The sequence below is a fragment of the Nostoc sp. TCL26-01 genome (genome assembly GCF_013393945.1).
GTDB lineage: Bacteria > Cyanobacteriota > Cyanobacteriia > Cyanobacteriales > Nostocaceae > Trichormus.
On record NZ_CP040297.1, the window covers coordinates 3,483,601 to 3,508,775 of the forward strand.

Here is a 25,175-nt window from a genome sequence, read left to right on the forward strand (position 1 = left end):
TATATCAATCAGGCATCATAGCTTGATTAATTTATCATTGGTATCTGACTGAAGACGTAAAAATTACTACATTATGATGATTTTTCTCTGTCCTCAGCCTAATGCCCTACTCCCAGGTAAAATGATGATGTCAGTATTAAAGTAAAAACACCCAAGTAGCCAATTTGTATGCTCACAACGGCTGAATTTTTCAAATATACTCAATGGTCTGGTATTGCAACTTTAGTGTTTGCTGCTTTGGCAATACTAGCATTTCTGTTCAAATGGGGCATTCGCTTTCGGCTAGTGGGTACAACTGGCTTTATGTTGGTGCTGACTGGTGGTTTATTTGCCCTATCAATAGTTCCTTTGAGTCGCACTGTCATTCCGGGGGCTGTGAAGTATACTCTAGTTTACGATGATGGTGCTAACCAAGCCGTCATTGCCACATCACCGCAAATTTCCCCAACACAAGTGGAAGCAACGCTACGCCAAGCGGCTAGTAATCTCTATTCTTTCGGGCGTTCGGGGAGAGGGGGAGACGATAAGTTAACTGTTCGGGCGCGGACTTTGATACATCCACAACCAGGGCTATCCATACCAGTTTACCTGGGAGAGGTGAGGCGATCGCTAGCCAATCGTCAAGATAACCAGTTAGTCGTGGAAATCTATCCCGAAAAGTTTGCTCAATTGCCAAAATCTTCAGCTTAATAAATATTTTCTCAATAGACTTATCCGTCATTAATATCAAAACCTAATTCTCGGATAAGTCTGAAGCACAATCCACTTGTTGCTAACAGTTTAATTTTTTGATTGATAATTTAACTATGCTTCTAAATTAGCTACATCAAATAAAGCTGATCCCTATTTTCTTCATTCTTTTTGAGATAGTATTTCAGATACACTCAATGATTAATCTATCTATCTCAACGCAGTATCCATTTAACCGACTAACTGAATCAACTAACTGAATATTCAACTGAACAAGGATTGTCTACACGTTTAGAGGCATCTATTATTTCTAGTCCTATAATATTTCCATCTCCGTCATAGTCTAAAATTATTCCTGGTTTTTCTTCATCACTTTCTTCAATTTGCACATTACTAAAAATAATTCTTAAAACATCAACTTCTGGGTCATAAGTAATCTTCATAATTCGCTCCAGTATTTTTCAATTTTGCTAGTTCTATAAACAGTTATGACAACTTTAGGTTCAACATCATCTGCGACAATAACACGCAGTCAGAATATTTTACCGTTACCAAAGTCAACTTTTGATTGATATACTTTCTGGGATTCTCTTTCGAGTAAAACTTGTTGAGGATTATCCAAAACAGATTCAACGAGAGAAAGAGGAATCTTTCTTCTTGCTATTTCAGTTTGTGCGTGACGAGAAATTTTGTATTCCATTTAAAAACCATCGCTTATGTTCAGTAAGTTTACGGTTTTGTCAGAATTTGTCACGATGGCTTTTCGTGAATGATTTATTACGGTCAAGCTATAAAAAGCAAGATACAATCATAGAATTTTAGTACGGACTCTCATACATCCACAACCAGGGCTTTCCATACCAGTTTACCTGGGAGAGGTGAGGCGATCGCTAGCCAATCGTCAAGATAACCAGTTAGCCGTGGAAATCTATCCCGAAAAGTTTGCCCAATTGCCAAAATCTTCAGCTTAATAGATATTTTCTCAATAAACAGAAATTTAGGGTGCGTCAGTATGAATAATTTCTCGATCTAGCGAGGTTTTCGCGCACTGACGCACCCTACCCACAAGTTAATTTGGGATAATTTATTTCTTGGTGGTTGCAGTCATATAGCAGGAAACAGGAAACAGAGAACAGGCTTGAAAGTCTATTAGTGTATGAGTTTTGTGGTCAATTCTGTATCTCATTCAAGTGAATACCGCTATAGCGATCGCAATCCTGATTCAATACAGTCATTCTACGCTAAGACTATCGCCTTGAGTCTGAGAGAATCAAACAAACGATGAATACTGATTTTTCCCGTAGTCATCTCTGAAAATCAAGAAAACGTGATTTTTTGTATTTAGATATACAATATTTATTAATTTTAGATTAAGATATCATGTACATTAATTTAATTACGGTGTCATTCATTAGCTTAGTTGATGGATGAGACTGTCTCATATTTAAGTTTACTGAGCATTCTGACAGTGGTATTGTTAATAAACTATACGGTTATTCAAAACTTTGATAGTTCGGAATATATGGAGAAAGAGCAATACCAGCAAATTATCCCCACACTCAATACTAGACGTGGTGTGTATGATTGGTCAGGTTCGTAAGCGATCCCTGCGTCGGGCTATGCCTATACAATTTACAATTACTTTAAGTTTAATTTTATTAAGAAACATCAAGGGTTTGGCACACTAGAGTATATGTCTAATCAACTATCTAATCAAACCTTGTCTACTCAAACTCCTAACTCATTACTTACTCTCGCTGTTGCCCCAGCTAAAGTTATCCGTGGTTCTGATATCTTACAGGCGGCAGTAGGAGAAATTGCCAAATTGGGCGATCGTCCTTTGATTGTGGCAGGTAATAGTACCATGACCATTAGTCAAGAAATTCTTCAGCCAATTTTAGCTAACCAAAATTTGCATTTTGCTCAGGCTGCCTATGGTGCAGATTGTGCTGAGACTGGTTTAAAATCTCTGAGGAAGTTAGCTAAGGAACATAAAGCTGATGTGATTATTGGCTTGGGTGGTGGTAAAGCCTTGGATACAGCTAAATTAGTTGCTCATCAGTCGCAGTTACCTGTAGTGACAATTCCCACCTCGGCGGCTACTTGTGCAGCATGGACTGCTTTATCGAATGTGTATTCTGAGGCAGGTGCTTTTCTCTATGATGTGGCTTTGTCTCGCTGTCCCGATTTACTCATCCTTGACTACAATTTAATTCAAACTGCACCACCACATACATTAGTAGCAGGAATTGGGGATGCGATCGCTAAATGGTACGAAGCCTCAGTTAGTAGCGGACATTTGCCGCAGACTTTAATTATTGCCGCAGTCCAACAAGCCAGGATATTACGCGATATTTTATTCCAAAAGTCAACTGCCGCCATACAGCAACCAGGCAGTGAAGTTTGGCAAGAAGTTGTGGATGCTACTGTCTTACTAGCTGGAGTAATTGGTGGCTTGGGTGGCGCACAATGTCGGACTGTGGCAGCCCATGCAGTCCACAATGGTTTAACTCATATCGCTGGACACAATAGCATCCACGGCGAAAAAGTCGCCTACGGGATTTTAGTGCAACTGCGTTTAGAAGAAATGGTACAGGGAAATCAACTTGCACTCACAGCCCGGCAACAATTATTAAAGTTTTACGCAGAGATTGGACTGCCACAAAAATTAGGAGATTTGGGGTTGGGTAATATTACCCTGGGCGAGTTACAAACAGCCGCCGAAATCGCTTTAGCACCTCAATCTGACATTCATCGACTACCATTCAAAGTTGCATTAGAACAATTGATGGCGGCGATGGTTTCTACTACTGCACCAACAGATAGTAGAGACTTGGTTAATCGTGTCTCCACCAGGGGAATAAGTGACGAGGTTGAGGAATGAGTTTGGATTGGATTACCCCAGCAAGTAGAATACAGCAACTACCACCTTATGTATTTGCCCGTCTCGACGAATTAAAAGCTAAGGCCAGGGAGCAAGGAATTGATTTAATTGATTTAGGGATGGGAAACCCTGATGGGGCAACACCACAACCAGTGGTGGAAGCAGCTATCAAAGCATTGCAAGATCCCGCCAATCACGGTTATCCCCCGTTTGAGGGTACAGCTAGCTTCCGTCGTGCCATTACCAATTGGTATAAGCGTCGCTATGGAGTGGTGCTAGATCCTGACAGTGAAGCTTTACCCCTATTGGGTTCTAAAGAAGGATTATCCCATTTAGCGATCGCCTACATCAACCCCGGTGATGTGGTACTGGTTCCTTCTCCCGCCTACCCTGCCCATTTTCGTGGCCCTGTAATTGCTGGGGGGAAAGTCCACAGCTTGATTCTCAAACCAGAGAATGATTGGTTAATTGATTTAGCCGCCATTCCCGACGAGGTAGCTAGACAAGCCAAGATACTCTATTTCAACTATCCCAGCAACCCCACCGCCGCCACCGCACCTAGAGAATTTTTTGAGGAAATCGTCGCCTTTGCCAGAAAGTACGAAATTCTTTTGGTGCATGACTTATGTTATGCCGAGTTAGCTTTTGATGGTTATCAACCCACCAGCTTACTAGAAATTCCTGGGGCAAAAGATATTGGCGTGGAGTTCCACACCTTATCGAAAACTTACAATATGGCTGGCTGGCGTGTCGGTTTCGTTGTGGGCAATAGCCATGTGATTCAAGGCTTACGGACACTGAAAACCAACTTAGATTACGGCATTTTTGCCGCTTTGCAAACAGCCGCCGAGACAGCCTTGCAACTACCCGATATTTATCTACATGAGGTACAGCAACGCTACCGCACCCGCCGTGATTTTCTGATTCAAGGTTTAGGACAGTTGGGTTGGGATATCCCCAAAACCAAAGCGACAATGTATTTGTGGATAAAATGTCCTCTGGGTACAGGTTCGACAGATTTTGCTCTGGATTTGTTGCAAAATACAGGCGTTGTTGTCACTCCTGGTAATGCCTTTGGTGTGGCAGGTGAAGGATATGTCAGAATCAGTTTAATCGCAGATTGCGATCGCTTAGGTGAAGCTTTGCATCGGATGAAGCAAGCTGGTATCCGTTATCAACCCGAAACTGCTATTGTTGGTTCCGAATTAGGAGTCTAAACCATGCCTTCGATATTTCCAGGAATGAACCCATATTTAGAACACCCTGAGTTATTTCCTGGATTACATCACTTATTAATTAGTGAGATTGCGAGGTTTTTGTCTCCACAATTGCGTCCTAAATATCGCGTCGCGGTGGAAGTGCGGATGTATGAAACCGCAGATGATAGTTCCCTAATTGTTGGCATTCCTGATGTCATGGTAAAAACTCGCCAAAATGTCAGTGATGCCAACACTACAAATGTAGCAGTTGCCGCCCCATCAGTTGCACCTGTAAAAGTTACAGTACCAATCCCTATAACTATTAAAGAAGGATATTTAGAAGTCAAAGAAGTTGGGACAGAACAGTTAATTACTACAATAGAAATTCTTTCTCCTACTAATAAACGTCCCGGTAAAGGTAGGAAAGTTTATGAAAAAAAACGGGAACAAGTTTTAGGTAGTCAAACAAATTTAGTGGAAATTGATTTATTACGTCAAGGTAAACCGATGCCGATGTTTGGTAATAAGATTCAGAGCAATTATCGAATTTTGGTTTGCCCTGGAAATCGTCGTCCTGTGGCTGATTTATACGCTTTCAATTTACCAGATAAAATTCCAGCTTTTCCTCTACCTTTACGTTCTGGTGACAACGAACTAGTCATAGATTTACAAGCTTTGTTTACTCAGGTATATGATATTTATGACTATGATTTGATTGTAGATTATAGTCATCAACCAGTTCCCGCATTGTCAGAAGCTGATGCCGCTTGGGCGGATACATTGTTGCGAGAACAAGGGTTAAGATAGGATATTTGCAGATGCGTTACCGTGCTTACACCTTGCCTAACACTTCGTTGATTTTAGTATATAATGCCAATTTTTATACTCTATTGACTCTACCATAACTACCCTTCATGAGAAGATTATATAGAATTATCGCACTAGCTTCGAGGCGATCGCTTTACAATAGAATATGAAAAATAAATTTCCATTAGTAAAAAATTATGACACATTCTTCACCAGAAAGAATTGTGAGACGTGGAAGATTATTCCCGGAAATTCAATGGACTCAAGCCCAAAAAGCTGAAGATAGAGCCAGAAGACAAGCATTTTATGAGCGTTGTTGGGCGATTTTTGAGAGGTTAAAACCAGAAATACTAAATAAATATTATGGTTGGTATATTGCCATTGAACCTAATAGCGGCGATTATTTTATTGATCAAGATAAAGAAGTAGCCAGTAAAATGGCTAGAGAAAAACACCCTCATGTGATTCATCATATTTTTGGCATTAATGAAACAGGTGTAAGTGGCAGAATATGATTGAGGGAAGATTTGGAGAATATGGACAAATTTATTTTGAGATAGATTTAATTGGCGGTGATGGTTTGGGTTTTCCTGTAGAAACAATGTTAGATACAGGATTTACTGAGTTTCTAGCTATGAATAAACAAGATGTAGAGAGTCTTGATTGGCAGTTTTTAAATCAAGATAAATTAAGAACTGCTCAAGGAGAAACTGAATTTGATGTTTATAGCGGTAGAGTCATCATAGATAATCAAGAATTGGAAATTCCTGTATTTGCTGGAGATGAAATACAGGAATTTTTATTAGGTTCTCGATGGTTGAAATCGTTTATTTTAGTTGCTGATTATAGTCAAAATAGAGTTACATTAGATTAGATATAAAATATCTGGCATTTCTGACGACAAGCGATCGCTAGTATGAGTTAATCTGTGAATACAGCAAGATTTATAGCGTTGCTGAAATAAGGTTAAGTTAATGCTCACTCCTTATATTACTACTTCCCAGTCGATTGCTGCTGGTTTCCATGCTCTTTCTGATCCCATCAGAATTAATGTACTTGAATTACTGCGCCAGCGAGAATTATGTGTCTGCGACTTATGCGACGCTTTGGGGGTAAGTCAGTCTAAACTGTCTTTTCACCTGAAAACTCTCAAGGAAGCCAACTTAGTTAACTCCCGCCAAGAAGGGCGTTGGATTTATTACAGCCTGAATTTGCCGCAATTTGCTGTATTGGAAAAGTATTTGACAGATTACCAGCACTTAGGACAAATATTGTCTGCACCTTCTTGCAATCAGGTTTCCTAATACATCAACTTTTTTTGATGAATTTTTGTGTATATTAACTTTCTAGTAATTGACATATCAATTTTTTTTGAAATGATAGAGGTATACTTTTAATATCACCCCCTCAAGGTGCAGTCAATGAAAGCAATAGCAGAAAAATTGGCTCTAGCGCTGGGGATTTTCGCTGTGGTAACTGGTTGTACCTCTACAGCTAATACCTCAACTCAAACTCAGCAATCACCAAAAGCAGCCGAAGCGGCGAATAAAAACCAAGTAACAAAAGTAACGATTGATGGCTCAAGTACAGTCTACCCGATTTCCCAGGCGATCGCTAAAGACTTCCAAGCCAACTCTAAGAATAATACCCAAGTTGAAGTGAATTTTTCCGGTACTGGTGGCGGTTTTACTAAATTTTGTACTGGGAAAATAGACATCAACAATGCTTCTCGCCCAATTTCTCAAGCAGAGATGGCAGATTGTAATCGTAATGGCATCAGGTATATAGAGTTGCCTGTAGCTTTTGATGCCCTGACTATTGCGGTAAACCCAGAAAACAATTGGGCAAAAGACATTACAGTTGCAGAATTGAAAAAAATATGGGAGCCTGGAGCAGAAGGAAAAATTACCCGGTGGAACCAAGTAAGAGCCTCATGGCCAGATCGGCCACTAAACTTATATGGTGCGGGTAAACAATCTGGGACATTCGACTATTTTACAGAAGCGGTTACAGGTAAAGCCAAAGCTAGCCGTAACGACTATACAGCGAGTGAAGATGATGATGTCTTAGTTGCAAGTATCAGCAAAGACCCCAATGCTTTGGGTTACTTTGGCTATGCTTATTATGAAGAAAACCAAGGTAAATTAAAAGCGCTACCAGTAGATAGTGGTAAAGGTGCAATCTTACCATCACGAGCAACTGTAGAAAAATCTCAATATCAGCCACTTTCTCGACCTTTATTTATCTACGTCAATCCCTGGTCAGCACAACATAAAAGTGCAGTATATCAGTTTGTCGATTTCTACGTGAAACAAGCACCAAAAACTGTGAGTTCTGTCGGCTATGTGCCTTTACCCGCAGAAGCTTACCACATTGATTATGTGCATTTAAACCAGGGTAAAGCCGGAACAGTATTTGCTGGCAAAGCCCAGTTTGATTTAACAATTGGGGAATTATTACGCAAACAAAAGCAGTTTTAAATTAATGAAGTCATTGATTAAAGAAGTTGCCCAATATCGACGAGAGATGCTAGCAGAAGCGATCGGCACATTTATTTTAGTGTTTGCTGGGACTGGTGCAGTCATGGTGAACAAAATAAGTAACGGTGCTATCACCCATCTGGGTATCAGTTTAGTATTTGGTGCTATTGTGGCTGCGTTAATTTACAGTCTCGGTCATATTAGCGGCGCACACTTCAACCCATCAGTGACAATGGCATTTTGGACGGCGGGCTTTTTCCCCAGGCGACGAGTTATACCGTATATATTGGCACAATTAGTCGGGGCGATCGCTGCTTCTGCACTACTCCTAATTAGTCTAGGACGAGTTGCCAATTTAGGCGCAACTTTGCCACTAAATAATAACTGGTGGCAATCTTTCGTCTTAGAAACTGTTCTCACCTTCATTTTGATGTTTGTGATTTTAGGTTCTGGATTAGATAGACGCGCACCCATAGGTTTTGCTGGGTTAGCAATTGGTTTAACAGTAGGAGTAGAAGCCGCATTTATGGGGCCAATTACAGGTGCAAGTATGAATCCCGCCCGTTCCTTTGGTCCCGCTTTTATCGGCGGAATTTGGCAACATCACTGGGTTTACTGGCTTGCACCAATTATCGGCGCGCAATTAGCCGTCATCGTTTATCGGCAACTTTCCAACGGTTTTCGGGATTTTAAGGAATAAGAGATTTCCATGACTTCTTTTGATCATCCACCCAGAATTTTATTTTTATATGGTTCTTTGCGAGAACGTTCCTATAGCCGCTTATTAGCAGAAGAAGCTGCCAGAATTATCACCGAATTTGGTGCTGAAGTGAAGTTTTTTGACCCCCGTGAATTACCGATACATGGAAGTGTGCCAGATAGCCATCCCAAGGTACAAGAATTGAGGGAATTGAGTATGTGGTCTGAGGGTCAAGTATGGTCTTCACCTGAGATGCACGGTACTATTACTGGGATTATGAAAAACCAAATTGACTGGATTCCTTTGAGTTTAGGTGCAGTTAGACCGACTCAAGGGAGAACTTTAGCAGTGATGCAAGTCAGTGGTGGTTCTCAGTCTTTTAATGCTGTAAACACGTTGCGGATTTTGGGACGATGGATGCGAATGTTTACCATTCCCAATCAGTCTTCCGTGGCAAAAGCATATCAAGAGTTTAACGAAGACGGAACGATGAAGGATTCATCTTACCGCGATCGCGTAGTGGATGTCATGGAAGAACTCTATAAGTTTACCCTGCTGTTGCGTGACCAAGTTGATTATTTAACCGACCGCTACAGTGAACGTAAAGAAAAAGCAGCAAAAGCCACTGCTGAGGTAGCAAATCGGGCTTTGGAAGTGAATGTAGTTCAAAGTTTGCCAATTATTAACAACCAAAAATCATGAAAAAAATCATGTTTGTCTGCAAGAAAAATTCTCGCCGTTCCCAAATGGCAGAGGGATTTACCAAAGTCTTAGGAGCAGGTAAAGTTGCTGTTTCTAGTTCTGGTTTAGCATCGAGTGAAGTCGATCCCATTACTGTACAAGTTATGTCAGAAATTGGTATTGATATTAGTAACCAAACTTCCAAAGCCTTGAGTGAGTTTAATTCTGAAGATTATGATGCGGTGATTTCTTTGTGTGGTTGTGGTGTGAATTTACCAGAACCTTGGGTGTTAAGAGAAGTGTTTGAAGATTGGCAACTAGATGATCCCGAAGGACACTCTATCGAAACTTTTCGCCGTGTTCGTGATGAAGTAAAAGAAAGAGTGGTGAAATTAATTGCTTTACTCCAGTAAATTCAATCTCTTTTCACCTCTGAGTTTTTATCAAAGGTTGCTGTTGAATTCCACCCAGATTTATGGGCAACAGCACCAATTAAATCATCAGAAACATCTGCATTTCCTAACTATTGAGCATGGATGAATCTTGTTATTCATTGGATTCGGATAGGGATATTATTGATTATTCTCCCAAAGCGATCGCCTATATCCAAATAGTAGGCGATCTCTACTACAGGCAAAGCTTACGCTCATCAATTGAATTGAAGTTCTTCGGATTAGTCGGGAATAAATTTACTGATTTTTTGTTTGTTGTTGACTGAACCAAGCTTCTAAATCCATGATTGTAGCAAAATCCAACAATGCTTCTCCCAGCGCTTCTAATTGTTCGATTGATAATTTTTGAATTTGTTCGATGAGAGATACATCTATGTTTCCCAATCGTCGATTTAACAACCGCAGAATTAGCTGTTGTTCTCCTTGCTGTAAACCTTGCTCTAAACCTTCCTGTCTAGCTTTTTCTCTGTCTTGCTGATACAGTGGCGCTAATCTCATCACTAACTCCCGATCCTCTATTTCGATATTTTGATTGATTCGCAAATTTTGTTGCAGGCTATAAAGTAATTCTAGCGTCACTCGGACAAAGGGATGATCGGCTGGTAGTGCGGTTAATTCATCGATCGCTTGTCGCTGTACTCTACCACGCCCTAGCAATCTCAGCCACAGGGTTTGGGAAGTACGAGGTAGCTGATGAATTGCTACTATGGCTGTGCGTAAATGCTTCGGTAAAAAGTACACTCCCTCTATCCAGTCTAATTTTATCACTGCACTAAACCCAGAAATTATATTTTTGGAGGCGGTGGGTGTGAGTATCCATAGTTGAGGTATTTCTGTTTCTGGGATTTTAATTTTATTGCGCTTGGCTTCTCGCTGCATTGCGCTTTTTACTTCTGAGAGTTTGGAGATACAATCGTTGATTTCATCTATGGATGCGGGGTTGCGGAATGGTTCAAATATGGCTGGTGTTGTCGCCATTTTTCCCAATATTCCCAATGTGGCTAAATTAGCTGTTTGTGTGGGAATTGGGGTGAATAATACGTCGATTTCTTTGACTTCTGCTGCTACTCGACTTGGTGCTTGGATTTTGCCATAGGGTTTTAGAAGTTCTTCTAAGTAGTCTTTGGAGAATTGATCATGGATGAATCTTGTCATTCATTTGGTTTAGTCAGAGAGATTATCTGTTATTTTACCAAAGCGATCGCCTACAACCAAATAGTAGGCGATATGTACAACGAGCAAAGCCTACGCTCATCAATTGAATTGGAGTTCTTCGGATTAGTCGGGAATAAATTTACTGATTTTTTGTTTGTTGTTGACTTAACCAAGCTTCTAAATCCATCATTGTAGCCAAATCCAACAATGCTTCCCCCAGCGCTTCTAATTGTTCTATTGCACGGAAATTCTAATTTTTATCTCAAATAGCCAACATTAATTCATAACTGTTGTATTTGCTGTCTTACCCACAGACGAAAAGCTCTCAAAGTTGCATTTCTACCGATAATTTTACTTTGCTCAAGATACTGGGGAATGATATCAATCAAAGTTAATCCAGGAAAATTTAAACTTTCTGGAGACTCCACGTATACACCATCTTGTAAAATATTAATTTTTAGTTTACCTCTGGCAAATTGCCAAAGTTCCGGCACTTTTAGCGCTTGGTAAATATGAGGATGAGTACGAGAAGTAATATCAATCTCTAAAGCTAAATCTGGCGGAGGATCTACTGTTAAATCCAGTCTGTTTTTACCGCGAATTTTAGATTCATTTTTAATATAAAAACACTGATCAGGCTCGATCCCTTGCGCCATTGCTTGATTTTTGAAAGTAGTAGAACCTAAGCATCTAAATTCAATATCTAATTCTTCCAAAAATGCTTTAACTAAATCCCCAATAATTTCTTTATCATCTTCATGTTCTGGCAATGGAGCCATAATTTCTAGTATTCCCTTGTCATAAGCAATACGTGCTGCGCGATGTTCTCCTAATTCTTCGAGAATTGTTTCCAATTCCTGCCAAGTGACATCCCGCAACAATACTGTTTGCCCAGGTGGAACATAGATGCGATTTAATTCTAATAACATCGCTGCTATTCCAAAAAATTTAGGATAAATTTAGGTTACTACAAATCAGTTGATAGGCTGCGAAAATTTAACTGTTCTTCAGAGATCCAAGCACCATGAAAACCATAGGGTATGCGCTGAGGAATTAAGATTCGTGCGATCGCTTCACTAGTCACATCTTGAGCATTAATTATCACTAATTCTGAACAATCTTCAGCAGTATCATAAACATAAGTAACCAACCAGCCATCATCCTCTGCTGTGCTACTAGGATTTGGCACAAATACAGGTTCGCCACCGTAGCGTTCTCTTCCGTATTCATGAGTTTGAGATTTACCATTGCGGAAGTCATATTTAATGATGCCATCGAACAAAGGTAGAGAACTTTTTGCCATTTTGCCAGTGTAACCATATTGGTTTGGTTGTCCTAAAAAGTTCTCATTAATGCGGGGAAATTCTGAAGCGACATCATCCAGCATTTCTTCCGCAACTTTCCCAGTGGTTAAATTAAACCGCCAGCGATGTAAGCGGGGGGTATCTGCTTGTGAGTCTAGTTTGGCATCTGGAGAACCTAAAACAGTAGTGGAACTCATGCGACAAGCAATTAATACTACCTCGTCTTGATCTTCATAGGCGTTGAGGGTATGAAAGATATAACAAGAGGGAGTTTCAAACCAGCGAATATTACTGTTGTTACCATGACGGGGTAAAATACCGAAGCGACTAGAGCGATCGCTCTCAAACATCAACATGGGTTTCCCTGTTTGTATCCGTTCTGGATTAAAAGTTAGGGGCAAATCCATAAAAATTGTATAGTTCTCAGTGATGGCAAAGTCGTGCATCATCACACTCATCGGTAAATCAATCGGTACTGTGCTGACTAATTCCCCAGTGACAGAAACTACGCTGTAATGTAAGTATGGTGGCGCGAATGAGTAACCAAAAAACATCATTTCGCCTGTGATGGGATCTACTTTAGGATGAGCAGTAAAGGCAGAAGCTAGTTTACCGTTGTAGATATACTCCCCTATAGTGTCTAACTCAGGTACTTTAATTGCATGAGGTGCGCCACCTTCCCACAGTGCGAATAATTGTCCCGCGTGCCAGATTAAAGCTGTATTACCAGTGTTGTGACTAGGGAGTTCTGGCTGCGGTGGTTCCATCAAACCAGTCCAGATAGCTTTACCAGCCTGATTTTCTCTTTGCCATCTTTGAGTACGGACGTAGCGATTGCGATAGCTGGCTTGATTATGACCGATTCTGACACCATGCAACATTCCATCCCCATCAAACCAATGATATTGACCAATGGGTTGCCAATGGGGATTGGGGCCATTACGGACAAACATACCTGATAATGTAGGTGGGATTTCCCCGATAACTTTGAGAGTCTCGGTAGTGATTTCTGCCTTAACAGGGGCAAAATTACCATCCAGATAGGGATTGACTGCTGTGGTCGTCATGGTATCGAGTCGAGAAGCGAGTGATTCATTTATGATATTAGCGATCGCTTAAATTGTAATTCCCTATCCGCCAGTAAAACACCACAGATATCGACTATTTTGATTTACCTCTGAGTATGGATATTCTTGAAAATCAATGAGGATTAACTGTGAGTCTAAATCTTTATTTGCTGCGTCACGGACAGACAGATTGTAGTCGGAAAAATTCATTTTGTGGTTCCATTGATTCTCAACTGACTCTAGAAGGCTTAGAAATGGCAAAAGCCTTTGCATCTGCCTATAGTTCTATTCCTTGGACAGCAATTTTTTGTAGTCCCATGCAGCGCACTATCGACACAGCTAAACCTTTGTGTGAAGCAATAGGAATGCAACCAGAACTACGAGATGGTTTAAAAGAAATTAATTACGGTAAATGGGAAGGAAAAACTCCAGAACAAGTCAATGTGGAATACCATGATGATTATATTCGCTGGTCTGCTGATCCAGCTTGGTATGCTCCCACTGATGGCGAAATGGCAATTACAATTGCTTCTCGTGCTATGAATGTGATTGAAGAAATTAAACATCTTTATAGTAGTGGTAATGTTTTAGTGGTTGCCCATAAAGCTACTATTAGAATTATCCTGTGTAGTTTGTTAGGAATTGATGTAGGACGTTTTCGTTATCGTTTGGGATGTCCTGTTGGTTCCGTGAGTTTGGTAGAATTTACTACTCATGGCCCAATTTTAAAAACTTTAGCTGAACGGACTCATTTAGATGAACGTTTGCGAAATTTGCCAGGTACTTGAACAATGCAAAATTCACAGTAGGCTTTTCCGGCATTTCTCACAAAACGGTAGAGACAGGTTCACGAGATATTCGTGAATGATTGCAGTATATTTTTGAACTTGCCCCTACAGCCTCTGGACTACGGTTTGATCAATTTCGTGAGAAATTCGGCTTTGGTTTTATCCAATTCTTAGCTGATTTTCATCAGTTCATCACAGTTGGTTCAGAAAAATGGGTGACTCTGGGAGTTGAGGTAGAGGAATCCCAACAACAGCTGATGGGATAGTTAAGTAAAAAATAGAAAATAATAGATATATGAACAAGCGCTATTTTTTACAAACTGGTGCTGCATTGGTTGGCACAGTTTTGTTCGCACCCCATATTTTACAAAGGTCAAGCATCATGGCAGCTTCTAATACTAAATTTGAAATTACCAAGCCTGAGAAAGAATGGCAAACAATTTTAACCCCAGAACAGTTTCGTGTATTGCGGCAACATGGAACGGAAAGGGCTTTTACTAGTCCACTGGATAAACAGTATGCTGAGGGTACTTATGTCTGTGCTGCTTGCGGACAGCCTTTGTTTACATCAGACACCAAATTTAACAGTGGTACTGGCTGGCCTAGTTTTTTCACTCCCATTGAGGGTGCAATTGGTACTACTGTAGATAAGTCTTTTTTCATGACCAGAATTGAAGTACATTGCAGCCGTTGTGGCGGACATCTCGGTCATGTTTTTGATGATGGCCCTGCACCCACAGGTAAGCGCTACTGTATGAATGGTGTATCGTTAAACTTTGTGCCTGCATAAATGATCTGGGGAGTAGGGAGTGGAAAATTGTCATTCCCCACCCCCCAGATTAAAGCAAGTACTGATGGTAAGCTATGACTAATTAGCACAACATTTGCGGGAAATGAGATTTAGCTCAAAGAATTGGGAAATCTAATTGTAGGTTGTAGAGTGCTTTCGGAAGAATTAGCACACTGATGCTTAAACTTACAATGAGGTGGCTGTGCTGCGAGTTGTTGTTGGTCATAGTGACGATCCCGATTCTGAAAATGCGATCGCTGAAGTGCTTCAGCAATGTAGTGATTCCCTTGCTGGCACAATTCCGCAAGCTGGACTCTTGTTTACCGCCATAGACTTTGATCACAAGTTAATTTTGCAAACTATCCAAGATACTTATCCGGGAATTGAGTTAATTGGCGGGACGACAAATGGGGAAATCTCTTCAATTATGGAGTTTCAGCAAGATTCTGTAGCTTTAATGCTATTTGCTGCGGATGAGGTGGAAATTTACTCAGGTGTAGGCCGAGAAGCATCGAAAGATCCAGCCCTAGCAGCCCAACAAGCGATCGCCCAAGCCACTGCCAAGAGTACATCCCCACCACAACTATGTCTCACATTTCCTGATAGTCTGACTAGTAATGGAGTATTGATTTTAGAGGGTTTAAAACAAAGTTTGGGAGATCATGTTCCTATTATTGGGGGCATGGCTGCCGATGACTATACTTTTGCAAAAACTTACCAATTTTTCCAGAATGAAGTATTAAGCGATGCAGTACCAGTGTTACTGTTCTCTGGTAAACTACTATTCTCCTCCGGTGTAGCTAGTGGTTGGAGTCCCATCAGTCAACGTAGCCGTGTCACAAAAGTCGATGGCAACATAGTCTATGAAATTGATGGACAGCGTGCGTTAGATTTCTACCAACACTATCTCGGTGTAGAAGGTTTTGCGGCAAACTATGCTATTCATGCTCTCGCAGTTTTTGAAGATGAAGACCATTTCTATATGCGTGCGCCCAACGCCTACGATCAAATTTCTGGGAGTGTGACATTTTTCTCAGATATTCCTGAACAAGCAGTTGTCCAGATTACTGATGCGACTCGTGACAATATTTTAGCAGCATCAGAAGTATCCCTAAAAAATGCTTTCGCCCATTATCCGGGTGTGGAACCAACAGCCGCCATATTAATTTCCTGTGCAGCCCGACGGCGAATTTTAGGAACTTTTGCCAAACAAGAGTATCGGCTTGTCCAAACTCATTTACCCAAAGCATTGCCTTGTTGTGGGTTCTATGCTTACGGTGAAATTGCGCCTTTAGTAGACAGAGGGCAAACACAATTTCATAACAAGACGTTTGTCACACTGTTATTGGGAACAACCTGATTATTCCATGGATAAGCAAGACAATGGCATACAGACTCAAGATTTAGAAAAAATCAACCGCATCTTGCGGAAAAAACTAGAACGCTGCGAAAATGAACGCCGTCAGCTAGAGACAGACATGACAACTAAGGAATTTTTACTCAAGCAAGTAATTTTTGAATTGGAAGACTCGCAGAAAAACTTGGAACAGCGCAGCCAAGAATTAGAAAATACGTTAAATAGTTTGCATACAATGCAAGCTCAGATCATTCAAAGTGAGAAAATGTCAGCTTTGGGTCAAATGGTAGCTGGTATTGCTCACGAAATCAACAATCCTGTCAATTTTATTCACGGCAATCTCAGTCATGTTCGGCAATATACCGATGACTTGCTGCGACTCATTCATTTATATCAGCATTATTTCCCCAACCCACCTGCCGAAATTGATGTAGAACACCAAACCATCGATTTAGAGTTTTTGGCACAAGATGCAGTCAAGGTATTAGACTCAATGAATATAGGCACAGAACGTATTCGAGATATTGTCTTGTCACTGCGAAATTTTTCCCGCCTAGATGAAAGCGAATTTAAAGCGGTAGATATACATGAAGGGATTGATAATACTTTGTTGATTTTGCAGCATCGTCTCAAACCTACTGACAAAAGTCCAGGGATTCAGGTAATCAAAGATTATGGTCATTTACCCTCTGTCGAATGTTATGCCGGACAGATGAACCAAGTGTTTATGAATATTCTCGCCAATGCAATTGATGCTTTAGAAGAGGCAATAGTTCAGAATTTGCCACTTTTGATTAATCCACAAATTCGCATTTATACGTCTACTGTTGATTCCCAGTGGGTGAAAATTGCGATCGCTGACAATGGAACTGGTATCCCCGAATCAATTCAAAAACAGATTTTCGACCCATTTTTTACCACCAAACCCGTTGGTAAGGGGACAGGTATGGGAATGGCTATCAGCTATCAAATCATCACCGAAAAACACAGTGGTAAATTCGAGTTTTCCTCAACGCCAACAGAAGGAACGGAGTTTGTCATCCAAATTCCTATCAAGCAAAATTCGTAATACCCTACGGGAAGGCTTGCGCCTACGTAATACTCGCCAAAGGCGAGAAGCAAGCTACGTAATTAATAAATCCAGATTGTGTATAGTTTTCCGAGTTTTAATCTGTTGCCAAGTTTTTGAGAATTGGTATTAGGACATAAACCGAACATAGTTAATACAACCCATACACCAAACAACTTTCAAGCCTATCCCCTATCCCCTGTCACCTGTCACCTATCCCCTATCCCCTATCCCCTCCTATAAGTTAGTACAAGTTTCGTAATATATTGGGTTTGCTACTTATTTTTTTTGCTGTCTATCTTGCGTATAGATGCAAATTGAATGCGACTGAATCACCAAACCCATGAGTCAAATAGTCTGGATCGCAAGACACGCCAACCGCCTCGACTTTGTTAATCCCGATTGGTTTCTCACCGCACAACGACGTTACGATCCACCCTTATCTGATGATGGGATCGTTCAAACAAAACAACTAGCACGACGTTTACAAGGAGAAAAAATTGCTCACATTTTTGCTTCTCCTTTCCTGCGAACCGTACAAACAGCTAATGCAGTCGCTGAGGTATTGGATTTGCCTATTAAACTAGAAACAGGTTTGAGTGAATGGTTGAACCCTGCTTGGATGACAGAAGAACCAGAAAGACTCTCTACCCCAGCCTTAAAAGAATTATTCCCCAGAATTGATACCAGTTATACAGCACAAATTGCTGCCAAATATCCCGAAACTCATGAACAAGTAAGAGCGCGTTCTGGACAAACAGCCAGATGCTTGGCAGCAGATTTCTTTCCAGATCATATTCTGTTAGTGGCACATGGCGCTTCTGTACTAGGGGCAGCAATGGGTTTAGTCGGAGAAATTGCCAAAACAGAAGTTAAAGCTTCTTTATGCTCCCTAGTCAAGGTAGTACGCCACAACCCCGAATGGTTGCTAGAACTAAAAGGAGATACTTCTCACTTAAGTGAAATAGAAGAAGTCATCAGATTTGCATAATATGAGTGCTGAGTGAGGGAGTGAGGGATTGAGGGAGTGAGAGAGTGCTGAGTGCTGAGTGAGTAATAATAACTAATGACCATTGACTAATGACCATTGACTAATGACCATTGACTAATGACTAATGACCATTGACCATTGACCATTGACCAATTACTCACTAATTTACCGAGAAATTATGACTTTGTTATTAGCAGGAGACATTGGCGGGACTAAGACTATTTTGCGATTGGTGGAAATATCTGATTCACAGGTATTACACACTATTTTTGAGGAGACGTACCATAGTGGGGATTTTCCTGATTTAGTCCCGATGGTACAGCAGTTTTTAGTCAAAGCTGATACACCAACGCCTCAGAAGGCTTGTTTTGCGATCGCTGGCCCGGTGGTGGATAATACAGCTAAGTTGACAAATTTAGCTTGGTTTTTGGATACTGAGCGTTTGGCGCAAGAATTGGGGATTCCTTTAATTTCCCTAATTAATGACTTTGCGGCGGTAGGATATGGCATCTTTGGTTTAAGCAAGAAAGACTTACTGACTTTGCAGGTTGGTAAACATAAACTAGAAGCACCGATTGCGATTATTGGCGCTGGTACTGGTTTAGGACAAGGATTGTTAATTAAACAAGGAAATCACTATCAAGTTTTTCCCTCGGAAGGTGGACACGCTGATTTTGCCCCCCGCAACGAGTTAGAGTTTCAGCTATTAAAATATCTGTTGGATAAACATGACATCCAGCGTGTATCTGTGGAACGGGTAGTTTCCGGACAGGGAATTGTCGCAATTTACCAATTTTTACGCGATCGCAAACTCGCTACCGAATCACCAGAAATTGCTCACATCGTCCGTACTTGGGAACAAGAAGCCGGACAAGCAGAAAAAAGCGTCGATCCTGGTGCAGCTATTGGTAAAGCCGCAGTCCAAGGAAGCGATCGCCTTTCTGAACAAGCTTTGCAAATATTTATCGATGCTTACGGTGCAGAAGCGGGAAATTTAGCGCTTAAACTCCTACCCTATGGCGGTTTATATCTTGCTGGTGGTATTGCCTCAAAAATCTTGCCCTTACTACAAAACGGCAACTTCTTGTTAAATTTCAGCCAAAAAGGCAGAATGCGTCCTCTACTAGAAGAAATTCCTATACATATTATTCTTAACCCGCAAGTAGGGCTAATTGGTGCTGCTTTGTGTGCTGCTAGGTTATAATCCCCAGGGAATCCCTGCGCGAGTTACTTGTATTTTTTGGCATCAAATGACTGGGGATCTGATACCAATTTTCTTTAAATGTGAAACAGTAGAGACGTTGCATTGCAACGTCTCTACATAATTCATGTGTATCATGATTAACGTAAAATGGTATGAGAGGTTGTGGGAGAAGTATTTCGCTGTAACTTTAGGCATTTTTAGATCCCCTTCACTCCCATTAAATCAGTTATCAGTTATCAGTGAAGAGTCCTAACGGCGTATGGTGGGGGATCTAAATCAGTTATCAGTTATCAGTTAACGCTGATTCAATTATCTTGACTGATAACTGTTCACTGTTAAAAAGTCTACTGTGTATACACAAGCAGCTTGTAGTGAACCTTTAGAGAATGCTAACGTCTACAAGTTGGCACAAAAGTAGAAAGAGTTCTCAAATCATGAAGCGCAGACATAAAGTAGCCTCACTCATCAGTCTCAGCTTAATCTCTGGCTACCTCTTACCTATCTTTGATTCTGGTATTGTCGCTGCACCACCGAGAACCCCAGACAAAACCGTCAACTGTGAAATTTTAGTCGTAGGTGGTGGACTTTCTGGTGTAGCCACAGCTTATGAAGGGTTATTGGCTGGGAGAAGGGTTTGTCTGACGGAAATTACAGACTGGTTGGGGGGACAAATTTCCTCTCAAGGAACCTCTGCCTTAGATGAACGTCCAACTCAACGCCGACGACAATTTTATTCTCGTGGCTATTTGGAATTGCGAAATCGCATTCAGAAAAAGTACGGTAAACTTAACCCTGGTGATTGCTGGGTCAGTGACTCCTGTTTTCTGCCTCGTGATGCTCACACAATTCTGGCACAGATGCTCAAAGATGCTGAGAAAAAGGGCAAAGGCAAGTTAGAGTGGTTCCCTAACACAGTAATTAAAGATTTAGATATTACTCAAGGTAAATTAATTAATAGCGCGATCGCCATCCAACATCAACCCGTAAAAGGCGCACCCCCCCTCAACACCTTACCTTTATCGCAAACTATTGATGATGCTTATCGCTACAGCAATTCCTCTCGGTTCACTAAAACCATTATTCGTCTAGTCCCCCAACCCAGCAAAGGAAGTAGCCCTCATTGGTATGTCGTTGATGCTACCGAAACTGGAGAAATTATTGCTTTAGCTGATGTTCCTTACCGTTTAGGTATTGATGCCCGTTCCTACCTAGAACCTTCTTCTTCTAGTACCAAAAATGACCCCTACTGCACCCAAGGTTTTACTTACACCTTTGCAATGGAGGCTACTAAGGAACCCCAACCGCAGCAAATGCCACCCTTTTATCTCCAATACTCACCCTACTTCAGCTACGAATTACAACGGCTAGCAAATTTTGGCTTAGTTTTTACCTATCGTCGCATCTGGAGTCCCACCAAAGGACAACCCGTAACATTTAACGGCGTAAATTTTTCTGCCCCCACACCAGGGGACATCTCCATGCAAAACTGGACTTGGGGTAACGACTATCGCCCCGGTACAGCTAAAGATAACCTAGTTTACACTCGTCAGCAGTTACAAAGTACAGGACAATTAAAACCCGGTGGTTGGATGGGTGGGCTACGAACCCAAACCCTGCGTAAAGGTGAAGAAAACGCCCTGGCTTACTACTACTGGTTAGTAGCAGGAACCACAGATTCCCAATTAGGGCAAGGTGTGAAGCAGCAACAAACAAATAACCGTTTATTAACCGGACTAAATTCCCCAATGGGAACAGCCCACGGTTTATCAAAATATCCCTATATGCGGGAAGGCAGACGCATTATCGGCCGTCCTAGTTGGGGACAACCCGGAGGGTTTAGCATTTGGGAAATTGATATTTCTCGTCGAGATTACAATGATGAGTACTATCGCCAAACCTTGCCAGCAGATATGTATCGGCAACTAAAAGCGGCATTGGCAGGTTTAGAAGCAGTATCAGTTATTTCTGGGCAAGTTTCCCCCGATAAAGCCCTCAGACGGACTCGTTCTACCATCTTCCCCGATGCGGTGGGTATTGGTCACTACGCGATTGACTTTCATCCCTGCATGGTAAATAGCCCACCAGAAGCCCCCGGTAACAAAGAACGTCCAGGAGAAAGGCGCGGTGGTGGACAAGCCTATCCTTTCCAAATTGCCCTGAGAGCAATGATTCCCCAAAAAATTGATAACTTATTAGTAGGTGGTAAAAGCATTGCTACTAGTCATATAGCTGCTGCTGCTTATCGCGTCCACTCCTTTGAATGGTCATCTGGCGCAGCTGCGGGAACTATTGCTGCCTTCTCCTTGAAAAATGGAGTTGCACCTTACCAATTAGTAGACAATTTACCCAAACCAGAACCCCAACTACAAGCCCTCAAACGTCTATTAGAAAAAAACGGCAACCCAACAGCTTTCCCTGATACTTCCATCTTTAACGAAAATTGGGAAGACTGGCGGTAATAACAATTCAAAATGTAAAAACTCGTGGATATGGGGCATGAGAGACTAATTACTTTTCTCTTGCCCTCTTTTTCTCTTGTCCTTCTCTCTGCCGACTTATAGACTAAACTATTTATTTGTAGTGTAGTTTTGTAAAATCCTTGTGATTTACTCTTATATGTTTACAAAACTTTCAACAGATATTTATGCCATGAGTACAGCACCAACTGTCACTCCAGAAAAGTCTAGTCAAACAGTCCGTAAGCATTACCCGAATTATAAAGTGATCGTTTTGAATGATGACTTTAATACTTTTCAACACGTCGCTGAGTGTTTGATGAAGTATATTCCGGGGATGACTGGAGATTTGGCTTGGGATTTGACTAACCAAGTTCATTATGAAGGACAAGCGATCGTTTGGGTAGGCCCCCAGGAGCCAGCAGAATTGTACCACCAACAACTGCGTCGAGCCGGATTAACTATGGCTCCTCTAGAGGCTGCTTAATTATCATGGGCAAATCGACACCCGACCACCAAAAAGCTAATACTCACAAAGATGGTAGACTAGTTTGGAATCATTCGACCCATATTCCTGGACTCATACCCATTTTAGAGCGTTTATGTCAGCAGCATGGCATTCAAACTGTGACACCAGGAGTTATTGCTAGAGCAAAAGGTCATGCCCCGAAAATGCAATTGCGTGTGTCTGTACCGATTCTGGGGGGCTATAAAATTATTGCCCGGCATGGTAAAACAGTACAAGAGGTGTTTATTCTGACGACGCTTGATCAGGATAAACTGGTAGAAACGATTGCGATCGCCATGAAACTATAAAATTTGCTCAATAGTTCAAAGTCTAAAGCCAGCATTTCACTGAGTAACTAATGACTAATGACTAATGACCAATGACTAAATAACTACTCCTCAACTTGATGTACTGCAAATTTATGTAGTGGCAAACTCAAGATACAAGAAAAAGTTAAAAAATATGACAAAGCTGTAGTGATTTTCAATGTCATCATCATCGGTTCATAGTTAGGAAACACCAGCTTTTCCAAACCAAAAGCTACACAATAAACTAACCAATAACTAAAGCTCATTCTAAACAGAATTTTCTCGGTTTCGTCCCGGTCATCATTTTTTGTATCCTTGCTATCCCACAGCAGCACTAAACCAATAATACAAGCCACAAAAGATACAGCAACTACAAATCCGTGGCACAAGAAATTAATTGTGTGCATCTGCATTTATCCCAATTTTTTGTAATTGAGATTCAGTCTAAAGGAATATTCCTCTTGACTACACAAAATAGTAACAAACTGCAATATAACACCAATACTTTTGTAAAAAAATGCAACGATGAATATATATTTTTTACAATGGTAATAACTATAGCGTAGCTATAGGGATCTGACTTGATTATTGAAATTTCTTGCGTAGGTAGGGAACAGGTAACAGGTAACAGGTAACAGAAAAAGAAGTAATAGAGGTGTACTGAGTTTTTTTGTGTAAGCACAGGCTACGCCAACAAAAATTAAATATGATTCCAATAGAGACGTTGCAATGCAACGTCTCTATTGTTTCTAAAAAATTGTAGGTTGAGTGTAGCGGTATTAGTTTCTGTATTCTCTGAATTTCGGTAGTTTGCACTTTGGCAAAAACTTTTTGATCTCCAATTTTTTAGCCGCTAAAGCTTAATAGAGTCTTAATTGATTTTTTAAGTATGATTGCTAATCTTTGATTGCAATTATCAATAGCTAAGGAATATAGCAACTCAAACATCTATGAGTTGTCACATTATTAATTTCACAGGCTTTTGACAACACGCTTGTTGAATTTTCGTAGAAACTTGCACAAACAAGCAACTTGCTTTGCCAATCTTGACTATTTTTCTGCTGAAAATTCGTCCCATTCATCTCAACAATTCATCTTCAAAAATATGTCTATCCTGAACTGTACAACTTTGGCAGCTACCTGTTTATCCTTAAGCTTGACTCTCCTAACTAGTCACATAGCTAACGCACAGACTCAAAACTTAGTGATAGACGATGAGTTTGACGCAGCTTTTTTGATTCTCTCGTCAGTAGACACAGTAGCTAGTCACCAAGTTTCCAGCTTGGAATTTGGACAAACAGATGCTTCCTTCAATTCTAATTTTGATTTTTTTGATGATCTAAAATTAACTACCAATCTTCAGCGATCGCCCTCGAATAGCTACGACATAAATTTTCTGCTAACGACAGGATCTAATTCTGGATTTATTCCTCCAGGTACTACCATTGGATTAGCACCAGTCAGAGAATGGAGATTGGATATTAGTGACTTTTTTTCTGGTAGTAATAATGGTATAGATTTCCTCACTCCTGTGACTTATAATTCGGCTTTGGGAAGCTGGTATGATGATGGCTTTTTAGTATTTCAAACCAGTTATCTAGCACAATTAAATGATGGTAGTAATCCCACTCAACTGGCAGGACAATTTGAAATAGGACTGAGAAGCGGTGATTTAGGAGCTATTGGTAACGGTATTGATACTTTTTCTCTCACAATCAACGTCACCCCAATACGACAAACAACTCAAGAAATTCCTGAATATTCCAGTATTAGTGCGTTATTAATGTATACCAGCTTAGGGCTAGCTTCAGCTTACAAACTCAAAAATCAGAAAGGTCTATTTAAGCAGAACTAAACGCGAAAAGTCAACCTTAATTAGAGTTTTTTATCTCCTAGTGTGACGCACTAATTTATCTGACAGTGCGTCATGATATCAATTATATTTTCTGTGACTAATTATCTCTAAATATACTTTATATCTGATTATTTTTTGACATCGCTTATTACAAAGATAACATAAGTATTTATTTCTTTAATAAAGAATAAAAAATCGCTCTTAACCAGAAATTTTTTAAACCTTAAAAACTAGAAAAGCTATTCTTAATACTCCTCAAATAGAGTTCACTTAGAGTGAAAAAAACAAGCAATATCCTCTCAAAAATGTTTTGATAAACACAAATTAAAGAGGATCTATAATACTACACCAATCGTTAAATCACTCTGGTGAAATTCTTTTAACGTCTTTGGCATCTTCCAAGTACGTTTCAACGTGAAATTCACTAACT

Annotated in this window: 32 protein-coding genes; 25 read left to right on the plus strand and 7 right to left on the minus strand. The window is 40.6% G+C overall.

Going from position 1 to position 25,175, the window contains the following annotated elements; genetic code table 11:
• Window positions 1-168: 168 nt before the first annotated feature.
• Window positions 169-690 carry a Ycf51 family protein gene (locus FD725_RS15035; protein ID WP_179048864.1) on the plus strand — a complete coding sequence of 174 codons (522 nt, stop codon included), beginning with the start codon at window positions 169-171 and terminating at the stop codon, window positions 688-690.
• Window positions 691-938: 248 nt separating this feature from the next.
• On the opposite strand, the gene FD725_RS15040 is transcribed toward FD725_RS15035, so the two are convergent.
• The 3 genes from FD725_RS15040 to FD725_RS32980 all read right to left on the minus strand — a co-directional run bounded on the left by FD725_RS15040 (window position 939) and on the right by FD725_RS32980 (window position 1,647).
• A complete protein-coding gene (locus FD725_RS15040; RefSeq protein ID WP_179048865.1) occupies window positions 939-1,133 on the minus strand; it encodes a DUF2283 domain-containing protein in 195 nt (64 codons plus the stop codon).
• An 89-nt stretch (window positions 1,134-1,222) separates the two neighbouring features.
• On the minus strand, window positions 1,223-1,390 hold the full coding sequence (locus tag FD725_RS32485) for a DUF4258 domain-containing protein (protein ID WP_256871621.1): 168 nt from the start codon (window positions 1,388-1,390) through the stop codon (window positions 1,223-1,225).
• Window positions 1,391-1,521: 131 nt separating this feature from the next.
• Window positions 1,522-1,647 (minus strand): hypothetical protein, encoded by a 126-nt coding sequence (locus FD725_RS32980; protein ID WP_306296871.1) that lies wholly within the window; start codon window positions 1,645-1,647, stop codon window positions 1,522-1,524.
• Window positions 1,648-2,158: 511 nt separating this feature from the next.
• Between FD725_RS32980 and FD725_RS32495 the strand changes: the two genes are divergently transcribed.
• The 12 genes from FD725_RS32495 to FD725_RS15100 all read left to right on the plus strand — a co-directional run bounded on the left by FD725_RS32495 (window position 2,159) and on the right by FD725_RS15100 (window position 10,159).
• On the plus strand, window positions 2,159-2,290 hold the full coding sequence (locus tag FD725_RS32495) for a hypothetical protein (protein ID WP_256871622.1): 132 nt from the start codon (window positions 2,159-2,161) through the stop codon (window positions 2,288-2,290).
• A gap of 93 nt (window positions 2,291-2,383) precedes the next feature.
• Window positions 2,384-3,574 carry an iron-containing alcohol dehydrogenase family protein gene (locus FD725_RS15050; protein ID WP_179048866.1) on the plus strand — a complete coding sequence of 397 codons (1,191 nt, stop codon included), beginning with the start codon at window positions 2,384-2,386 and terminating at the stop codon, window positions 3,572-3,574.
• On the plus strand, window positions 3,571-4,791 hold the full coding sequence (locus FD725_RS15055; RefSeq protein ID WP_179048867.1) for an aspartate aminotransferase: 1,221 nt from the start codon (window positions 3,571-3,573) through the stop codon (window positions 4,789-4,791). Before FD725_RS15050 ends, FD725_RS15055 begins: the two co-directional genes overlap by 4 nt.
• A gap of 3 nt (window positions 4,792-4,794) precedes the next feature.
• Window positions 4,795-5,580, plus strand: a complete 786-nt coding sequence (locus FD725_RS15060; protein WP_179048868.1) for a DUF4058 family protein — start codon at window positions 4,795-4,797, stop codon at window positions 5,578-5,580.
• A gap of 197 nt (window positions 5,581-5,777) precedes the next feature.
• Window positions 5,778-6,095, plus strand: coding sequence for a hypothetical protein (locus FD725_RS15065; protein ID WP_179048869.1), 318 nt, complete (start codon window positions 5,778-5,780; stop codon window positions 6,093-6,095).
• The gene (locus FD725_RS15070) at window positions 6,092-6,454 is read left to right on the plus strand and encodes an aspartyl protease (RefSeq protein ID WP_179048870.1); all 363 of its coding nucleotides are present in this window, start codon (window positions 6,092-6,094) and stop codon (window positions 6,452-6,454) included. Before FD725_RS15065 ends, FD725_RS15070 begins: the two co-directional genes overlap by 4 nt.
• 100 nt (window positions 6,455-6,554) lie before the next feature.
• Entirely contained in the window at window positions 6,555-6,884 is a 330-nt protein-coding gene (locus FD725_RS15075) for a helix-turn-helix transcriptional regulator (protein ID WP_179048871.1), read from the plus strand.
• A 117-nt stretch (window positions 6,885-7,001) separates the two neighbouring features.
• Window positions 7,002-8,060 carry a PstS family phosphate ABC transporter substrate-binding protein gene (locus tag FD725_RS15080; protein ID WP_179048872.1) on the plus strand — a complete coding sequence of 353 codons (1,059 nt, stop codon included), beginning with the start codon at window positions 7,002-7,004 and terminating at the stop codon, window positions 8,058-8,060.
• Window positions 8,061-8,064: 4 nt separating this feature from the next.
• Complete coding sequence (locus FD725_RS15085; protein ID WP_179048873.1) at window positions 8,065-8,760, plus strand: MIP/aquaporin family protein; 696 nt, start codon at window positions 8,065-8,067, stop codon at window positions 8,758-8,760.
• 9 nt (window positions 8,761-8,769) lie between these two features.
• A complete protein-coding gene (arsH, locus tag FD725_RS15090; RefSeq protein WP_179048874.1) occupies window positions 8,770-9,462 on the plus strand; it encodes an arsenical resistance protein ArsH in 693 nt (230 codons plus the stop codon).
• Window positions 9,459-9,854, plus strand: coding sequence for an arsenate reductase, glutathione/glutaredoxin type (gene arsC / locus FD725_RS15095; protein ID WP_179048875.1), 396 nt, complete (start codon window positions 9,459-9,461; stop codon window positions 9,852-9,854). Before arsH ends, arsC begins: the two co-directional genes overlap by 4 nt.
• 119 nt (window positions 9,855-9,973) lie before the next feature.
• Window positions 9,974-10,159 carry a hypothetical protein gene (locus FD725_RS15100; protein WP_179048876.1) on the plus strand — a complete coding sequence of 62 codons (186 nt, stop codon included), beginning with the start codon at window positions 9,974-9,976 and terminating at the stop codon, window positions 10,157-10,159.
• Here the strand turns inward: FD725_RS15100 and FD725_RS15105 are convergent.
• Window positions 10,131-11,048, minus strand: coding sequence for a DUF4351 domain-containing protein (locus FD725_RS15105; protein ID WP_179048877.1), 918 nt, complete (start codon window positions 11,046-11,048; stop codon window positions 10,131-10,133). The genes FD725_RS15100 and FD725_RS15105 overlap by 29 nt on opposite strands.
• On the opposite strand from FD725_RS15105, the gene FD725_RS32500 reads away from it, so the two are divergent.
• Complete coding sequence (locus tag FD725_RS32500; protein WP_256871623.1) at window positions 11,031-11,243, plus strand: hypothetical protein; 213 nt, start codon at window positions 11,031-11,033, stop codon at window positions 11,241-11,243. The genes FD725_RS15105 and FD725_RS32500 overlap by 18 nt on opposite strands.
• Before the next feature lie 86 nt (window positions 11,244-11,329).
• On the opposite strand, the gene FD725_RS15115 is transcribed toward FD725_RS32500, so the two are convergent.
• Window positions 11,330-11,977, minus strand: a complete 648-nt coding sequence (locus tag FD725_RS15115; RefSeq protein WP_179048878.1) for a Uma2 family endonuclease — start codon at window positions 11,975-11,977, stop codon at window positions 11,330-11,332.
• Window positions 11,978-12,015: 38 nt separating this feature from the next.
• Window positions 12,016-13,419, minus strand: a complete 1,404-nt coding sequence (locus FD725_RS15120) for a carotenoid oxygenase family protein (RefSeq protein ID WP_179048879.1) — start codon at window positions 13,417-13,419, stop codon at window positions 12,016-12,018.
• A gap of 149 nt (window positions 13,420-13,568) precedes the next feature.
• Here FD725_RS15120 and FD725_RS15125 point away from each other — a divergent pair, with 149 nt between their 5' ends.
• From FD725_RS15125 to FD725_RS15170, 10 genes are all read left to right on the plus strand, one after another.
• A complete protein-coding gene (locus FD725_RS15125) occupies window positions 13,569-14,207 on the plus strand; it encodes a histidine phosphatase family protein (protein ID WP_179048880.1) in 639 nt (212 codons plus the stop codon).
• Between the two features lie 80 nt (window positions 14,208-14,287).
• The gene (locus FD725_RS15130) at window positions 14,288-14,473 is read left to right on the plus strand and encodes a hypothetical protein (RefSeq protein ID WP_179048881.1); all 186 of its coding nucleotides are present in this window, start codon (window positions 14,288-14,290) and stop codon (window positions 14,471-14,473) included.
• A 29-nt stretch (window positions 14,474-14,502) separates the two neighbouring features.
• Window positions 14,503-14,997, plus strand: a complete 495-nt coding sequence (gene msrB, locus FD725_RS15135) for a peptide-methionine (R)-S-oxide reductase MsrB (protein WP_179048882.1) — start codon at window positions 14,503-14,505, stop codon at window positions 14,995-14,997.
• A 202-nt stretch (window positions 14,998-15,199) separates the two neighbouring features.
• Complete coding sequence (locus FD725_RS15140) at window positions 15,200-16,357, plus strand: FIST signal transduction protein (RefSeq protein ID WP_179048883.1); 1,158 nt, start codon at window positions 15,200-15,202, stop codon at window positions 16,355-16,357.
• Between the two features lie 7 nt (window positions 16,358-16,364).
• Complete coding sequence (locus FD725_RS15145) at window positions 16,365-17,423, plus strand: sensor histidine kinase (protein ID WP_179048884.1); 1,059 nt, start codon at window positions 16,365-16,367, stop codon at window positions 17,421-17,423.
• Between the two features lie 343 nt (window positions 17,424-17,766).
• Entirely contained in the window at window positions 17,767-18,414 is a 648-nt protein-coding gene (locus FD725_RS15150; RefSeq protein ID WP_179048885.1) for a histidine phosphatase family protein, read from the plus strand.
• 178 nt (window positions 18,415-18,592) lie between these two features.
• On the plus strand, window positions 18,593-19,618 hold the full coding sequence (locus FD725_RS15155; protein ID WP_179051553.1) for a glucokinase: 1,026 nt from the start codon (window positions 18,593-18,595) through the stop codon (window positions 19,616-19,618).
• Window positions 19,619-20,052: 434 nt separating this feature from the next.
• On the plus strand, window positions 20,053-22,077 hold the full coding sequence (locus FD725_RS15160) for an FAD-dependent oxidoreductase (RefSeq protein ID WP_179048886.1): 2,025 nt from the start codon (window positions 20,053-20,055) through the stop codon (window positions 22,075-22,077).
• 157 nt (window positions 22,078-22,234) lie between these two features.
• Entirely contained in the window at window positions 22,235-22,561 is a 327-nt protein-coding gene (gene clpS / locus FD725_RS15165) for an ATP-dependent Clp protease adapter ClpS (RefSeq protein ID WP_179048887.1), read from the plus strand.
• 5 nt (window positions 22,562-22,566) lie between these two features.
• Window positions 22,567-22,890, plus strand: a complete 324-nt coding sequence (locus tag FD725_RS15170) for a DUF2103 domain-containing protein (RefSeq protein ID WP_179048888.1) — start codon at window positions 22,567-22,569, stop codon at window positions 22,888-22,890.
• A gap of 83 nt (window positions 22,891-22,973) precedes the next feature.
• On the opposite strand, the gene FD725_RS15175 is transcribed toward FD725_RS15170, so the two are convergent.
• The gene (locus FD725_RS15175; RefSeq protein ID WP_372726678.1) at window positions 22,974-23,303 is read right to left on the minus strand and encodes a hypothetical protein; all 330 of its coding nucleotides are present in this window, start codon (window positions 23,301-23,303) and stop codon (window positions 22,974-22,976) included.
• Window positions 23,304-23,995: 692 nt separating this feature from the next.
• Here FD725_RS15175 and FD725_RS15180 point away from each other — a divergent pair.
• Window positions 23,996-24,745, plus strand: a complete 750-nt coding sequence (locus FD725_RS15180) for a hypothetical protein (RefSeq protein WP_179048890.1) — start codon at window positions 23,996-23,998, stop codon at window positions 24,743-24,745.
• Window positions 24,746-25,175: the final 430 nt, after the last annotated feature.